The 14,395-nt window shown below is 67.1% G+C and carries 15 protein-coding genes; 7 read left to right on the forward strand and 8 right to left on the reverse strand.

Annotated elements, in window-relative coordinates:
* The first annotated feature begins 52 nt into the window (after positions 1–52).
* From livH to ygiD, 6 genes are all read left to right on the forward strand, one after another.
* A complete protein-coding gene (gene livH, locus RT282_RS11840) occupies positions 53–982 on the forward strand; it encodes a high-affinity branched-chain amino acid ABC transporter permease LivH (RefSeq protein ID WP_312303538.1) in 930 nt (309 codons plus the stop codon).
* A gap of 23 nt (positions 983–1,005) precedes the next feature.
* A complete protein-coding gene (locus tag RT282_RS11845; protein WP_312758475.1) occupies positions 1,006–2,238 on the forward strand; it encodes a high-affinity branched-chain amino acid ABC transporter permease LivM in 1,233 nt (410 codons plus the stop codon).
* Positions 2,235–3,029 carry a high-affinity branched-chain amino acid ABC transporter ATP-binding protein LivG gene (gene livG, locus RT282_RS11850; RefSeq protein ID WP_313314297.1) on the forward strand — a complete coding sequence of 265 codons (795 nt, stop codon included), beginning with the start codon at positions 2,235–2,237 and terminating at the stop codon, positions 3,027–3,029. Before RT282_RS11845 ends, livG begins: the two co-directional genes overlap by 4 nt.
* A 50-nt stretch (positions 3,030–3,079) precedes the next feature.
* The gene (locus tag RT282_RS11855; RefSeq protein WP_312303547.1) at positions 3,080–3,781 is read left to right on the forward strand and encodes an ABC transporter ATP-binding protein; all 702 of its coding nucleotides are present in this window, start codon (positions 3,080–3,082) and stop codon (positions 3,779–3,781) included.
* A 241-nt stretch (positions 3,782–4,022) separates the two neighbouring features.
* Positions 4,023–6,236: a choline BCCT transporter BetT gene (betT, locus tag RT282_RS11860; protein WP_313314298.1), complete on the forward strand. Its 2,214-nt coding sequence runs from the start codon at positions 4,023–4,025 to the stop codon at positions 6,234–6,236.
* A 186-nt stretch (positions 6,237–6,422) separates the two neighbouring features.
* The gene (gene ygiD / locus RT282_RS11865; protein ID WP_313314299.1) at positions 6,423–7,289 is read left to right on the forward strand and encodes a 4,5-DOPA dioxygenase extradiol; all 867 of its coding nucleotides are present in this window, start codon (positions 6,423–6,425) and stop codon (positions 7,287–7,289) included.
* 15 nt (positions 7,290–7,304) lie between these two features.
* On the opposite strand, the gene nagZ is transcribed toward ygiD, so the two are convergent.
* On the reverse strand, positions 7,305–8,396 hold the full coding sequence (gene nagZ / locus RT282_RS11870) for a beta-N-acetylhexosaminidase (RefSeq protein ID WP_313314301.1): 1,092 nt from the start codon (positions 8,394–8,396) through the stop codon (positions 7,305–7,307).
* A gap of 231 nt (positions 8,397–8,627) precedes the next feature.
* Between nagZ and RT282_RS11875 the strand changes: the two genes are divergently transcribed.
* Positions 8,628–8,807, forward strand: a complete 180-nt coding sequence (locus tag RT282_RS11875; RefSeq protein ID WP_106845807.1) for a CsbD family protein — start codon at positions 8,628–8,630, stop codon at positions 8,805–8,807.
* Positions 8,808–8,902: 95 nt separating this feature from the next.
* Here RT282_RS11875 and acpS read toward each other — a convergent pair whose 3' ends face one another.
* The 7 genes from acpS to lepB form a co-directional block, all read right to left on the reverse strand.
* On the reverse strand, positions 8,903–9,295 hold the full coding sequence (gene acpS, locus RT282_RS11880) for a holo-ACP synthase (RefSeq protein ID WP_313314302.1): 393 nt from the start codon (positions 9,293–9,295) through the stop codon (positions 8,903–8,905).
* Positions 9,296–9,352: 57 nt separating this feature from the next.
* A complete protein-coding gene (locus RT282_RS11885; protein ID WP_313314304.1) occupies positions 9,353–10,126 on the reverse strand; it encodes a pyridoxine 5'-phosphate synthase in 774 nt (257 codons plus the stop codon).
* Between the two features lie 144 nt (positions 10,127–10,270).
* Positions 10,271–11,035: a DNA repair protein RecO gene (gene recO, locus RT282_RS11890; protein WP_313314306.1), complete on the reverse strand. Its 765-nt coding sequence runs from the start codon at positions 11,033–11,035 to the stop codon at positions 10,271–10,273.
* Between the two features lie 236 nt (positions 11,036–11,271).
* Positions 11,272–12,213, reverse strand: a complete 942-nt coding sequence (gene era / locus RT282_RS11895; RefSeq protein ID WP_313314309.1) for a GTPase Era — start codon at positions 12,211–12,213, stop codon at positions 11,272–11,274.
* Between the two features lie 71 nt (positions 12,214–12,284).
* Positions 12,285–12,971 (reverse strand): ribonuclease III, encoded by a 687-nt coding sequence (gene rnc, locus RT282_RS11900; protein WP_313314312.1) that lies wholly within the window; start codon positions 12,969–12,971, stop codon positions 12,285–12,287.
* 35 nt (positions 12,972–13,006) lie between these two features.
* Positions 13,007–13,375 carry a DUF4845 domain-containing protein gene (locus RT282_RS11905; RefSeq protein WP_313314314.1) on the reverse strand — a complete coding sequence of 123 codons (369 nt, stop codon included), beginning with the start codon at positions 13,373–13,375 and terminating at the stop codon, positions 13,007–13,009.
* Between the two features lie 45 nt (positions 13,376–13,420).
* Complete coding sequence (gene lepB / locus RT282_RS11910) at positions 13,421–14,395, reverse strand: signal peptidase I (protein ID WP_313314317.1); 975 nt, start codon at positions 14,393–14,395, stop codon at positions 13,421–13,423.

Here is a 14,395-nt window from a genome sequence, read left to right on the forward strand (position 1 = left end):
TGCCATCGGGCCCCTCGTGGCCCTTTTTTTCGATTGAGGAGGAGGACACACCATGTCCGATCTCTTGCCCCAGCTGATACAGCAGCTGTTCAACGGTCTGTCCCTGGGCGCCATCTACGCCCTGATCGCCATCGGCTATACCATGGTCTACGGCATCATCGGGATGATCAACTTCGCCCACGGCGAGATCTACATGATCGGCGCCTACATCGGCCTGGTGACGCTGTCGGCCATCGGCATGCAGAGCGGCCTGCCGGTGTGGGCCATCATCTCCATCATGCTCATCGTGTCGGTGGTCATCACCGGCGTCTACGGCCTTGTCGTGGAGCAGGTGGCCTACAAGCCGCTGCGCGGCAGCCCGCGCCTGGTGGCACTGATCTCGGCCATCGGCATGTCCATCTTCCTGCAGAACTGGGTGGCCCTGGGCCAGGGAGCGCGCGACATGGCCGTGCCCTCGCTCATCCCCGGCGCGCTGCGCTTCGGCGGCGAGAACGGCGGCTTCGAGATCTTCGTGCCCTACTCGCGCATCCTCATCATCGTGGTGGCCGTGGCGCTGATGGCGCTGCTGACGGTGTACATCAAGCACTCGCGCATGGGCCGCGCCTCGCGCGCCTGCTCGCAAGACATGCACATGGCCAACCTGCTGGGCATCGACACCAACCGCGTCATCTCCTTCACCTTCATCCTGGGCGCCGTGCTGGCGGCCGTGGGCGGCGTGCTGATCGCCTTGGCGGTGGGCAAGCTCAACCCCTTCATCGGCTTCATTGCCGGCATCAAGGCCTTCACGGCCGCAGTGCTGGGCGGCATCGGCTCCATCCCCGGCGCCATGCTGGGCGGGGTGATTCTGGGCGTGGCCGAGACCTTCGCCGCGGCCTACATCTCGTCCGAGTACAAGGACATCGTGGCCTTCGGCCTGCTGGTGCTGATCCTGCTGTTCCGCCCCACGGGCCTGCTGGGCAAGCCTGAAGTGGAGAAGGTGTGATGCAAACCACCGCACAACGACCCATGGCCTTCTCGGCCAACCTGCGCCACGCCTTCGTCTCCGCGTTCCTCGCGGCCATCGTGGTGCTGCCCATCTTCACGCTGCACCTGGAGCGCGCCGGCGCCCGCACCATCATCGTGCCCGAGTGGCGCACGCTGCTGTGGGGCTGCCTGGCCGTCTTCGTGGTGCAGCTGCTGCGGCCGCTTTTCATGCAGCGCCTGCCGCGCCTGTCGCTGCCCAGCCTGCCGCAGCTGGCACCGCGCCAGCACAACGGGCTGCTGCTGGCCGCGCTGATGATCGCCGTCATCTGGCCCTTCTTTGCCGGGCGCAACGCCGTCGACATCGCCACGCTGGCGATGATCTACGTGATGCTGGGCCTGGGCCTGAACGTGGTGGTGGGCTTCGCCGGCCTGCTGGACCTGGGCTTCGTCGGTTTCTACGCCGTGGGCGCCTACACCTTCGCCCTGCTGTACCACTGGGCGGGCTGGAGCTTCTGGCAGGCGCTGCCGCTGGCGGGCGCCATGTCGGCATTCTTCGGCTTCATCCTGGGCTTTCCGGTGCTGCGCCTGCGCGGCGACTACCTGGCCATCGTGACGCTGGGCTTCGGCGAGATCATCCGCCTGCTGCTGGTCAACCTGACCGACTGGACGGGCGGGCCGGACGGCATCTCTGGCCTGCCCAAACCCAGCGTGCTGGGCCTGGAGATGGCGCGCAACCCGAGCACGGAGGGCGGCACCACCTTCCACCAGTTCTTCGGGCTGGACTTCAACTCCATGCACATGGTGATCTTTTTGTACCTGATGGCGCTGCTGCTGGCGCTGGTCACGCTGTTCATCAGCAACCGGCTGATCCGCATGCCCATCGGCCGCGCCTGGGAGGCGCTGCGCGAGGACGAAATCGCCTGCCGCTCGCTCGGCCTGAGCCCGATGAAGATCAAGCTCTCGGCCTTCACGCTGGGCGCCATGTTCGCCGGCTTCGGCGGGGCGTTTTTCGCCGCGCGCCAGGGCATCGTGAACCCCGAGTCGTTCACCTTCATCGAGTCCGCGCTGATCCTGGCCATCGTGGTGCTGGGCGGCATGGGCTCGCAGCTGGGGGTGATCCTTGCCGCCATCCTGTTGACCGTGCTGCCCGAGTTGGCACGCGAATTCTCCGAGTACCGCATGCTGATCTTCGGCCTGGTCATGATCGTGATGATGATCTGGCGCCCCCAGGGCCTGCTGCCCATGAAGCGCCACCACGTGGAGGTGCCGGCATGACGACAACGACGACAAGCCCGGCCGCCGCCTCTCCCCTGCTGCAGGTCGGCGGCCTGTGCATGCGCTTCGGCGGCCTGCTGGCCGTGGACCACGTCGCCTTCGACGTGGCGCCGCAGGAGGTCTTCGCCATCATCGGCCCCAACGGCGCCGGCAAGACCACGGTGTTCAACTGCATCAGCGGCTTCTACCAGCCCAGCGCGGGGCAGATCCAGCTGGCGGGCAGCAGCATCGCCGGCCACAGCAGCCACCAGGTGGCCAACCAGGGCGTGGTGCGCACCTTCCAGAACGTGCGCCTGTTCAAGGCCATGACGGCACTGGAGAACCTGCTGGTCGCCCAGCACCGGCAATCGCGCGCGCCGCTGCTGGCCGGCATCTTCAACACCGCCAGCTACCGCAAGAGCGAAGCCGAGAAGATCGAGCGCGCCATGCACTGGCTGGACGTGATGGGCCTGCGCCAGTACGCCAACCGCGAGGCCGGCAACCTGGCCTACGGCCACCAGCGCCGTCTGGAGATCGCCCGCTGCATGATCACCGGCCCGCGCCTGCTGATGCTGGACGAGCCCGCCGCCGGCCTGAACCCGCAGGAGAAAAATGACCTGCAGCAGCTCATCGACCAGCTGCGGCGGGACTACGGCGTGACGGTGCTGCTGATCGAGCACGACATGGGCCTGGTCATGGGCGTGTCCGAGCGCATCCTGGTCATGGAGTACGGCAAGCCCATCGCCCTGGGCACCCCCGAGGCCATCCGCAACGATGAACGGGTCATCAAGGCCTACCTGGGAGAAGCCTGATGGCTACGACGACCACGACAACGACAACCCGCGCCGCCGGCGTCACGCCGATGCTGCAGGTCAGCGGCCTGTTCACCCACTACGGGGCCATCTGCGCCGTCAACGACGCCAGCCTGCACGTGAATCAGGGCGAGATCGTTTCGCTCATCGGCTCCAACGGCGCCGGCAAGACCTCGCTGCTCATGACCCTGTGCGGCACGCCGCGCGCCAGTGCCGGCAGCGTGCACTTCGAGGGCGAGGACATCACCCAGCAGTCCACGCACCTGATCATGCGCAAGGGCATTGCCGTCTCGCCCGAGGGGCGGCGCGTCTTCCCCTCGCTGACGGTGGTGGAGAACCTGAAGATGGGCGGCTTCTTCCTGGGCAAGGAGGAGATCGAAGCCGGCATGGAGCACGTCTTCAAGCTGTTCCCCCGGCTGAAGGACCGCGCCCACCAGCGCGCCGGCACCATGAGCGGCGGCGAGCAGCAGATGCTGGCCATCGGCCGCGCCCTGATGAGCCGCCCGCGCCTGCTGCTGCTGGACGAGCCCACCCTCGGCTTGGCGCCTTTGATCATTGCCCAGATCTTCGAGATCATTCAAACCATCCGCACCGAGGGCGTGACGGTGTTCCTGGTGGAACAGAACGCGAACCGCGCGCTGGCCATTGCCGACCGGGGCTATGTGCTGGAGAACGGACGCGTGGTGCTGCAGGACACAGGGGCGAATCTGCTGGCCAATGCAGATGTGCGCAAGGCGTATCTGGGAGGGTGATCCGCCACCCCATCCACGCGCAGAAGCGGCCCTCGGGCCGCTTTTCTTTTGATAGCTGCTAGCGCTTACTGGCAAAGGGCTGGAGGCATTTTTGAAGCTTATTTTTAGTCAGCTGGCAAAGCGCGGTTGACAGCCCGCAGCGCGGGCACACCTGCGCGGCGCTTTGAGGCCCGGCCCCTCCCACGAGCGTCGGCCTGCGATTAGCATCCAGGGATCGAATGTCCTGAGGAAGGCTTCCGCCATGTCCACAGAACCCTCTAGCGACGAGCAGGCCACACTAGGGCCACGGAGCGGCGCAGCAGGCAAGCCGCCTCCACTGGAGCGCAGCCGGTTCGGCGGCACGCAAGCCCGCCAGGAGCGCCCGGACGATGACATCCCCGTGTCGCGCGGCGACCTCAGCAAGGGGCCGCAGGAGGTGCTGGAGGACCGCACCGCCCGCATCAACTGGCGCGTGCTGCTGTTCTCCTCGGCGGTGATCGTGGCCTTCTCGGTCTGGGCCAGCCTGTTGCCCGAGGACGCGCGCACGAAGATGAAGCTGGCGGTCGACTGGATTGCCACCAACCTGGGCTGGTACTACGTGCTGACCATGGCCCTGGCGACGGGCTTTGTGCTATGGGTGGCGTTCTCCAAGGAGGGCGACGTGCGGCTCGGCCCCGACCACTCGCGGCCGCAGTACAAGCTGGTGACCTGGGTGGCGATGCTGTTTGCGGCGGGCGTGGGCATCGACATGCTGTTCTATTCGGTCACCGGTCCCGTGGTGCAGTACCTGCATCCGCCCGCAGGCGTCGGCGGCTCCGCCGAGGCACTGCAGGATGCGGTGGTCTGGACGATGTTCCATTACGGCATCGCCGGCTGGTCCATGTATGCGCTGCTGGGCATGGCCATGGGCTACTTCGCATACCGCTGGGGCATGCCCCTGTCCATCCGCGCGGCGCTGTATCCGCTGCTGGGCAAGCGGGTGCGCGGCCCCCTGGGCGATGGCATCAGCGCCATCGCCCTGGTCGGCACGGTGTTTGGCGTGGCCACGTCGATGGGCATCGGCGTGGTGCTGCTCAGCGTCGGCTTTTCCCTGATCTTCGGCCTGCAGCAGGGCCTGGCGCTGCAGATCGCGCTGGTCGTCGGCGCCGTGGTCCTCACCATCGCGGCCACCACCTCGGGCGTGGACCGCGGCATCCGTTGGATCTCCGAGCTCAACCTCTGGAGCGCGGCGGCGATGATGGTCTACATCCTTGTCACCGGGCAAACGGCATTCCTGCTGAACGCCCTGGTCGAGAACATCGGCCGCTTCTTCGTGACGCTACCGGCCCGCACCCTGCAGACTTTCGTTTATGAGCCGGCCGGTGCCGAGTGGATGGGCGGATGGACACTGTTCTTCTGGGCCTTCTGGCTGGCCTGGGGGCCGTTCGTCGGTGTCTTCCTGGCGCGCATCTCGCGCGGGCGCACGCTGCGCGAGTTCGTCATCGCGGCCATCACGGCGCCCGTGCTGTGCGACTTCATCATCGTCTCGCTGTTCGGCAACTCGGCCCTGTTCCACGTGCTGCAGGGCAATACGGCCTTTGCCGAACTGGCCATTCAGAGCCCAGAGCGCGGTTGGTATGCACTGCTGGAGATGTTCCCGGGTGCGATGTTCCTGATCGGCTTGTCCACGCTGTCCGGCCTGCTGTTCTACCTGACCAGCGCCAACTCGGGTGCCATGGTGATGTCCAACTTCTCGGCGGCCATTCCTGATCCCTCGCAGGATGGGCCGAAGTGGCTGCGCATCTTCTGGGCCGTGCTCACCGCCGTGCTCACGGTGGCCATGCTGCTGGCGGGCGGCGTCGCGACCATGGAATACGCTACGCTGATCTTCGCCCTGCCGGTCACCGTCGTCGCCTACCTGGTGATGGCCTCCTTCTACAAGGTGCTGCGCATGGAGCGGGCCGAGCGCGAGGGCCAGGTACTGCACCGGCGCACCATGGCTTCGACGGGCGGCCATGTGCCCGAGCGATCGTGGAAGCAGCGCCTGGAGCAGGTGCTGACCTTCCCCTCGCAGCGCCAGGTCGTGCAGTTTCTCGACCGCACGGTCTACCCCGCGCTTGACGACGTCGCCACCGAGTTCAGGAAGCAGGGCTACGACGTCGAACGCACGACCGTGGCCGGCGCGGGTGGCGTCATGGAACCGGTGCTGCGCGTTTCCATGGAGAGCGCTCGCGCCTTCCTCTACCACGTGGCACTGGTGGAGACGCCGGTGCCCATGTTCAGCGGCCGCATGGCGCGCGAGACCGACGTCTACTACCGGCTGGAAGTGTTCACGCAGACTGGCTCCGGCGGCTATGACCTGATGGGCCTGACCAGGCAGCAGGTGATCGATGACGTGCTCGAGCGCTACGAGGCCCACCTGGCATTCCTCACCGTGTCGTCGGAGAGCAATACCGCTTCGGTGCTCACCCCGCCTGTGCCGCGCGCAGGCAAATAACTGCGGCCGGACCGACGCAGCAGATCCGGCGCATGCGTATACACCGGCTGCCTCCATCCGGACCAGACTCTGTCAACGCTGCCCCACAAGGTGCAAGGGCGCCGGCCGAACCCGGGGCGCCAGACCAGTCCGAGGGCCTGTTCATAATCTTCTCCTCCTGCCCGTTCAGTGAACCGGAGTCACCTCATGGATACCTCTGACACACGCATGCCCGCCCTGTTCATAGGCCACGGCAGCCCCATGAACGCGCTGGAAGTCAACGACTACACCCAGGCGTGGCGCCTCATGGGACGCCAGCTGCCGCGCCCGCGCGCGCTGCTGGTGGTGTCGGCGCACTGGTATTTCGGGGCGACGGCCGTCACCGCCATGGCCCGGCCGCGCACCATCCACGACTTCTACGGCTTTCCCCAGCAGTTGTTCGACTTCGACTACCCCGCGCCCGGCGCGCCCGATGTCGCGCAGGAGATCGTCCAAGTCGCCAAGCCGCACTGGGTCGGGCTGGACCGCGATCAGTGGGGCCTGGACCACGGCACCTGGTCGGTATTGGCCCACCTGTTTCCTGATGCCGATGTGCCGGTGCTTCAGTTGTCGATCAACGCGCTGAAGCCGCTGGACTACCATCTTGAGCTGGCCGCGAAGCTTGCGCCGCTGCGCGAGCGCGGGGTCATGGTGGTGGCCAGCGGCAACGTCGTCCACAACCTCAAGGAGGTGCGGTGGAAGGAGCCGTACGCCGCCTTCGACTGGGCCGAGCGTTTCGACGACGCAGTGGTCGATCAGCTCGCCCGCTCTCCCGGCGACCTGCTCCGCGTGACGGAGCACCCCGACTATGACCTGGCCGTGCCAACCCCCGACCATTTCATCCCACTGCTCTACCTGGCGGGCTTGGCCGCGGCGCAGGAGCAATCCCCGTCGGTGCTGCTGCGGGGATACTCCATGGGGTCGCTATCCATGACCTGCTACGGGCTGGGCACCGCCGGCTTGGAGCTGCTCGCGCCGCAGCGCCATGCGGCCGGCCTGCCACCCCACGTACCGCCCGAGCAAACCAACATCTGACGGCTCTGCCCACACTCAGGGCAGCAAGTCCAGCGCGTGCATGTACGCCGGCTGCACCATCAGCTCGTCCCACGGCTGCGGCAGCGTCTCGGGCAGCAGGGCAACACGGCGGGCCTCGCTCGCCTGGCTGGGCTGCCAGCGGCCGGCTGCGCCTGCGGCGGCCAGGCCGTCGATCAGCTCGTCCACCGCCCTGCCTTCGCCCAGGCTCTGGTTGCACAGCAGCACCAGGTCGCAGCCGGCCTGCAGCGCGGCCACGGCGGCGTCGGTGTAGCCGACCAGTTGCCCGTCCAGGCGGCGCGCGCCTTCCATGCTCAGGTCGTCGCTGAAGATGGCGCCATCAAAGCGCAGGCGCGTGCGCAGGATGTCCTGCAGCCACTTGCTTGAAAAGCCGGCCGGGCGGCTGTCCACCTTGGGATAGATGACATGCGCCGGCATGACGCTGGTCAACACGCTGGACAGCCAGGCATAGGGCGCGGCGTCGTCCTTCAGGATGGCAGCCAGGCTGCGCCGGTCCACCGGCACCTCGGTGTGCGAATCGGCCGCCACGTGGCCGTGGCCAGGAAAGTGCTTGCCACAGTTGGCCATGCCGGCCTGCAGCAGGCCGTGCATGAGGGCGCGCGACAGCATGGCCACGACGCGCGGGTCGCCGTGGAAGGCGCGGTCGCCGATGACCGTGCTGGGCCCCCAATCGAGGTCCAGCACGGGAGCGAAGGAAAAATCCACACCGCAGGCGCGCAGCTCGCTGGCCAGCACGTAGCCGGCGGCCGTGGCCGCGTCCATGGCGCGCAGGGCGCCGCTGCCTTCGCGCTGTTTGCTGCCCTGGCCGTCGTCCATCCACAGCTCGCCCAGGGCACGCATGGGCGGCAGATGGGTGAAGCCGTCGGTACGAAAGCGCTGCACGCGTCCGCCTTCATGGTCCACGCAGATCAGCAGGTCATCACGCACGGCCTTGATGGCGGCCGTCAGCTCCAGCAGCTGCAGCCGGTGCTGCCAGTTGCGCGCGAACAGGATGACGCCGCCCACCAGCGGGTGCGCCAGGCGCCGGCGGTCGTCGGCGCTCAGGGTGGTGCCGGCCACGTCGATGATCAGGGGGGAGTGTTGCGTCATGGTCTTTGCTCTTGAATGGATCGCCGGCAGCGCTTGCTGGGCAAGGGCGGAATGGGCCCGTGACGGCAAGCCCTGGGTGAGCGTCTGCGCTCTTCAGCCACGGACTGTAGGCTGCTGCCGACCTAAGAATGTAATTTTGACTGCTTCAGAGGCGCCCGGGCCGACTCTAAGTTAGAGCTGTCGCACGGGCTCTGGGCCTGTGTACATCGTCATCACTTCAAAGGACCGCATATGAACACCGATCAGATCAAGGGCGCCGCCAAGGAAGTTGCCGGCAAGGTACAGCAAAAGACCGGCGAGGTCTTCAACAGTCCCGAACAGCAGGTCAAGGGCGTTGCCAAGCAGGTCGAGGGTGGCGCACAGAAGTCTTACGGCAATGCCAAGGAAGACATCAAGGACGCCACGAAGTAAGTCCCGGCCAGCCCAAAGGCCCCGTTGCGAAGAGCCGCAGCGGGGCCTTTGCCGTTATACGGCCGAGCTGGGCTGCCTTCACCTGTACAGGCTGCTCAGCCCCGCTCGACCACGACGAAGCTGGCGGCATAGTCGCTCTCGTCCGTCACGCTCAGGTAGGCGCGCAGGCCGCGCGCGTCGAACCATTCCTTGAGCGCGCCGTGCAGCACCAGCGTGGGCTGGCCGCTGGGCAGGTTGGCAACCTCGCAGGCGCGCCAGGTCATGGGCATGCGCATGCCCATGCCGATGGCCTTGCTGAAGGCCTCCTTGGCGGAAAAGCGCGTGGCTAGAAAGCGCGCGCCGCGCTCGGGCCAGCGGGCGCTGCGGGCGCGCCAGGTGGCCAGTTCGCCGTCGGCCAGCACACGCTGGGCGAAGCGCTCACCGTGCCGCTCCAGGCTACCTTCGATGCGCCGCACGTCGCAGATGTCCGTTCCGATGCCGTAGATCATGATTGCATGCCAAATCAGCCTCCAGCGCTTGTCACACAAGCGCTGGTAGCTATCAAATCAGGAGTTCCAGCGCGAGATGCCTTCGTCGATGCACTGCTGGTAGGCGCGCACGGCGGCGGCGTAGCCCAGCTCCAGCGCATCGGACATGAAGGCGTGGCCGATGGACACCTCCAGCAGCCCCGGCACGCTCGCGACGAAGGCCGTGAGGTTGTCCCGGTTCAGGTCGTGCCCCGCATTCACACCCAGGCCGGCGTCCAGCGCCGCCTGGGCGGCGGCGGCGTAGCGCGCCAGTTGCTCTTCCTGCTGTGGCGTGCCCCAGGCGGCGGCATAGGGCTCGGTGTACAGCTCGACGCGGTCGGCGCCCACGGCGCGGGCCGCCGGCATCTGCTCGGGCACCGGGTCCATGAACAGGCTGACGCGCACGCCCAGGGCCTTGCATTCGGCAATCAGGGGCGCCAGGCGTTCGGCGTCCTGCGGAAAGCTCCAGCCGTGGTCGCTGGTGAACTGGTCCTCGCCGTCGGGCACGAAGGTGGCCTGGCTCGGGCGCACGGCACGGATGAACTCCATCAGGTTCTGCGTCGGGTTGCCCTCGATGTTGTATTCGCGCTCGGGCCAATCCTTGGCCAGCAGCTCGGCCAGCTCATGCACGTCGTGTGCGCGTATGTGGCGTCCGTCGGGGCGCGGGTGCACGGTGATGCCCTGAGCGCCGGCCTCCAGGCACAGCCGGGCGGCGCGCGCCACGCCGGGGATGCCCAGGTGACGCGTGTTGCGCACCAGCGCAACCTTGTTGACGTTGACGGACAGGGCGGTGCGCGGGTGGGCGGGTGTCATGGGAAGGGTGCCAGGGTCATCGCAGCGAAGCCGGCCAATATAGCAATCAATCAAGCCTGCGCCGGGCGCGGCGCTTGCAGCCGGTCAGCAATTCGCGCCGGAACCGGGCGGACGGGGGGCAACGGACGGCCAGGCCCGGAGCTTTCACAGGACCTGCAGGTCCATCATCAGCTGGCGCGTGCGCAGCAGCGGGCTGCCGCAGTGGTATTGCAGCAGGGCGCGCAGCTGGGGTTTCAGCTCCGCCGCGACGGGCGCCACGGCGCGCAGCAGCGTGGTGTAGGCGGTGCCGGGCTCCAGCGCGTGCTGCAGCGCCCCCCACTGCGCACCGTGCAGGGCCGCGCGGTCGCCGGAGGTGGCGGCGCGCAGGCCGCCTTCGGCCACCAGGGTGTAGGGCGCGTCGGGCGCCAAGGGGCCGAGGGTGGCCGTCTCCGCGTCCAGCGCGGGCAGCAGGCCGAGCTCGCGCAGCAGCAGCAGCTCGAAGGCGCGCAGCACGGGCTCCAGCGCATCGCCGTGCTCGCCGCTGCCCAGCACACGCACCACGCCGGCATACACATCGAACAGCGCGGCGTAGGGGTCTTCGCGCGCCAGCAAGCGCAGCAGCAACTCGTTCAGGTACAGGCCCGACAGCAGCGCATCGCCCGTGGGCATGACGTGGCCGCCAGCCCATTCGGCGCCGCGCAGGGGATGGATCTCACCCTGGCCGCCGCCCGTCACCGAATACGCCACGCGCAGCGGCTGCAGCGGCAGCAGCACGGGGCGAAAGTTGGAGGTGGGCTTTTTCGCCCCCTTGGCCACCAGCACCACGCGGCCGTGATGGCGGGTGAAGGCCTCCAGGATCAGGCTGGACTCGCTCCAGTCATAGCTGTGCAGGACGTAGGCGGGCTCGTCGGCGATGCGGCGGGTGGCCATCGCACTATTGTTTTAATAGCTGCCAGCGCTTGGCTAGCAAGCGCTTGAGGCCGATTCGACCAAAAAAGATTCTGCTCTGCCGCTGCCATCGCGGCGCACGCCCGGCACCTGACCGCGCCAGGCCAGCAGACGCCGTGGATCTGGCTTCGCCAGTCCACCGGCGTCGTCCCCCTTCCCGCAGCGCGCAGCGCAGCGAGAGAAGGGGGAAGCAGCGCAGCCGAGCAGGGGGTTGATCCCTATTCATAACCGAACGATCGGACACGGGCCTCGTCATCGGCCCAGCCAGAGCGCACCTTGACCCAGACCTCCAGGAACACCTTGGCGTCCAGCAGCTTTTCCAGCTCCTGGCGGGCCTCGGTGCTGATGCGCTTGAGGCGTTCGCCGCCTTCGCCGATGACCATGGCCTTGTGGCCGTCGCGCTCGACCACGATGGTCGCGGCGATGCGGATGAAGCGCTTGTACTGCTTGCTCTTTTCCTCGTCGAACTTGTCGATGACGACGGTGGAGGTATAGGGCAGCTCGTCGCCGGTGAAGCGAAACAGCTTCTCGCGCACCGTTTCGCTGGCGAGGAATTTCTCGCTGCGGTCGGTCAGCTCGTCCTCGCCGTACCACCAGGGTTGCTCGGGCAGGTATTTCTCCACGATGCCGTACAGCCGCTCGATGTCACCCTTGTTCTTGCCGGACATGGGCACGAACTCAGCGAACGGGTGGCGCTCCTGCATGTCCCGCAGCCAGGGCGCGATCTCAGCGCGGCGGTGGACGGTGTCGAGCTTGTTGGCAATCAAGAGCGTGGGGATGCCCGGCTTGAACAGGCTGAGCACCTTGGCGTCGGCCAGGGTGAAGCTGCCGGCCTCGACCACGAACAGGATCAGGTCCACGTCGCCGATGGCGCCCATGACGGTCTTATTCAGCGACTTGTTGAGCGCCGTGCTGTGCTTGGTCTGGAAGCCCGGTGTATCGACGAAGACGAACTGCGTGGCGCCGCGCGTGTGGATGCCGGTGATGCGGTGGCGCGTGGTCTGCGCCTTGCGCGAGGTGATGCTGACCTTTTGGCCCACCAGCGCGTTCATCAGCGTGGACTTGCCCACGTTGGGCTTGCCGACGATGGCAATCAGGCCGCAGCGCTGGCCCTCCACCGCGCCCGCCGCCGCGCCGCCGGGGCGCGCCGCGGCGAGCATGGATTCAAGGTCATTTTGGCCTTCAGCGCCCGCCTGCCCTGCGTCAGTAGCTATGGTTTTGGTAGTACCAGTCATGCCTTCAATGCTTTCAGTTGGGCCAGCATGGCGCTGGCGGCTGCCTGCTCGGCCGCGCGCCGCGAGGCGCCGGTGCCGCGCGCGCGCAGGCCTTTCTCGGCCACTTCGCACTCCACGTGGAAGACCTGGTTGTGCGCGGCGCCGGTGACTTCGGCAACACGGTAGCCGGGCAGCTTCAGGCGCCGGCCCTGCAACCATTCCTGCAGTGCGGTCTTGGCGTCCTTGGAGTCGGCCTGCAGACGGGCGCTCAGCTCCACCCCCTCGAACAGCCGGTGCACCAGCGCCTGCGCTGCCTCATAGCCGGCGTCCAGATAGATGGCACCGATCACCGCCTCCAGCGCATCGGCCAGGATGGAGGGGCGCTGCTTGCCGCCTGACTTGGCCTCGCCCTCGCCCAGGCGCAGCACCTCGGGCAGCTGCAACCGTGCGGCGATGGGGTGCAGCGACTCCTGGCGCACCAGGTGGGCGCGGATGCGCGACAGCTCGCCCTCAGGCAACGTGCGCAGCCGCGTGAACAGCAGGGTGGAGACGGCCAGGTTCAGCACCGAGTCGCCCAGGAATTCCAGGCGCTCGTTGTGCTCTGAGCTGAAGCTGCGGTGCGTGACCGCGCGCTCGAGCAGCGAAGGATCGGAAAACGCATGCTGCAGCCGCTGCTGCAGCGCCGTGAGACTGTCGGAAGGCACCGATGGGAGGAGGAACGGGTGAGGAGAAAGAAAGGTCAGTTCGTCGATTCGCTGAACCGGTAGACCAGGTAGGCCGGGCCGGCCAGCGCGATCTCGCGCGAGTAGCTGAAGGACACGACGACCTTGTCGTTGCGCTTGGTGATCTCCAGGTCCTTGCCGGTGACGGATTCGATGTTGTCGATGGCCGCGGCGCGGTCGAACGAGGCGCGGATCTCCGGCACCGTGCTGCCGTCGCGGGAGGCCTTGATGGCGGCCTTCTTGATGGCGAAGTACTCGATGAAGATGGGCACCGACTGCCCGCCAATGGCAAAGACCGCCACGGCCAGCACGCCGATGAAGACGACGCCGATGAAGGACAGCCCCCGCTGGCGCGAGCGGGTCGCAGCGCGTTGCTTGTTGACCATGCCTGATTTCCCCCGTTGGTGTTGTATGCGCGGTGCGGCCTGCGTTCAGTTGAACGAGCCGATGCGCTTGAGATTGCCGAAATTCATCCACACGAAGAAGGCGCGGCCGACGATGTTCTCGTCCGGCACAAAGCCCCAGTAGCGCGAATCGAGCGAATTATCACGGTTGTCGCCCATCAGAAAATAGTGGCCCTCGGGCACCGTGCAGCTCACGCCTTCCACGCTGTAGCGGCAGTTCTCGCGGAACTTGAAGTTGCTCGCGCCCTGCACGAAGGCGGGCACCTCGGGGTTGTTCAGCACGCGGTGGCGCTTGCCGCCCAGGTCTTCCTCGAACTGCTTGAAGTAGCGCATGGCGTCCTGGTCGAAGAAGTCCGGCAGTGCCGTGGTGGGCACGGCCTGGCCGTTCACCGTCAGGCGCTTGTTCAGGTAGGCCACCTCGTCGCCGGGGATGCCGACCACGCGCTTGATGTAGTCCATGCTGGGCTGGGGCGGGTAGCGGAACACCATCACGTCGCCGCGCTGCACGGGCGTGCCCTGGGTGATCTTCTTGTTGATGACTGGCAGGCGCACGCCGTAGGTGAACTTGTTCACCAGGATCAGGTCGCCCACCAGCAGCGTGGGGATCATGGAGCCGGACGGGATCTTGAACGGCTCGAACAAGAACGAGCGCAGCAGGAAGACGATGGCGATCACGGGGAACAGCCCGGCCGTCCAGTCCAGCCACCACGGCTGCATGAGGATGCGGCTCTTGGCCTCCTGCACATCGCCGTCCACCTTCTGGATACCCATGCGGTCCAGCTCGGCGCGGCGCTGCGCGGCGGCGTCCTCCAGGGCCTGCGCGGCGCGCCGGCGCCGGGGCAGGAAGAGCAGCCGCTCGGCCAGCCAGTAAGCGCCGGTGACCGCGGTGGCCAGAAACAGCAGCAGCGCGAAGTTGCCTTCGATAGCACCCGTATACCAGGCGGCCACGTAGCCGACGAAGGCCGCCAGCACGGCGGCGGTGATGTACTGCATGGCTTGCAT

Source organism: Pulveribacter sp. (assembly GCF_032079985.1).
GTDB lineage: Bacteria > Pseudomonadota > Gammaproteobacteria > Burkholderiales > Burkholderiaceae_C > Melaminivora.

Coding starts and splice junctions, on each gene's coding strand:
- era (WP_313314309.1), bottom strand. CDS start 12,213: ATGCTCGCCGCGGCGCGCCCCGGCGGCGCGGCGGCGGGCGCGGTGGAG.
- lepB (WP_313314317.1), bottom strand. CDS start 14,395: ATGCAAGCCATGCAGTACATCACCGCCGCCGTGCTGGCGGCCTTCGTC.
- RT282_RS11845 (WP_312758475.1), top strand. CDS start 1,006: ATGGCCTTCTCGGCCAACCTGCGCCACGCCTTCGTCTCCGCGTTCCTC.
- betT (WP_313314298.1), top strand. CDS start 4,023: ATGTCCACAGAACCCTCTAGCGACGAGCAGGCCACACTAGGGCCACGG.
- RT282_RS11855 (WP_312303547.1), top strand. CDS start 3,080: ATGCTGCAGGTCAGCGGCCTGTTCACCCACTACGGGGCCATCTGCGCC.
- RT282_RS11905 (WP_313314314.1), bottom strand. CDS start 13,375: ATGGTCAACAAGCAACGCGCTGCGACCCGCTCGCGCCAGCGGGGGCTG.
- acpS (WP_313314302.1), bottom strand. CDS start 9,295: ATGATCTACGGCATCGGAACGGACATCTGCGACGTGCGGCGCATCGAA.
- RT282_RS11885 (WP_313314304.1), bottom strand. CDS start 10,126: ATGACACCCGCCCACCCGCGCACCGCCCTGTCCGTCAACGTCAACAAG.
- ygiD (WP_313314299.1), top strand. CDS start 6,423: ATGGATACCTCTGACACACGCATGCCCGCCCTGTTCATAGGCCACGGC.
- RT282_RS11875 (WP_106845807.1), top strand. CDS start 8,628: ATGAACACCGATCAGATCAAGGGCGCCGCCAAGGAAGTTGCCGGCAAG.
- livH (WP_312303538.1), top strand. CDS start 53: ATGTCCGATCTCTTGCCCCAGCTGATACAGCAGCTGTTCAACGGTCTG.
- livG (WP_313314297.1), top strand. CDS start 2,235: ATGACGACAACGACGACAAGCCCGGCCGCCGCCTCTCCCCTGCTGCAG.
- nagZ (WP_313314301.1), bottom strand. CDS start 8,396: ATGACGCAACACTCCCCCCTGATCATCGACGTGGCCGGCACCACCCTG.
- recO (WP_313314306.1), bottom strand. CDS start 11,035: ATGGCCACCCGCCGCATCGCCGACGAGCCCGCCTACGTCCTGCACAGC.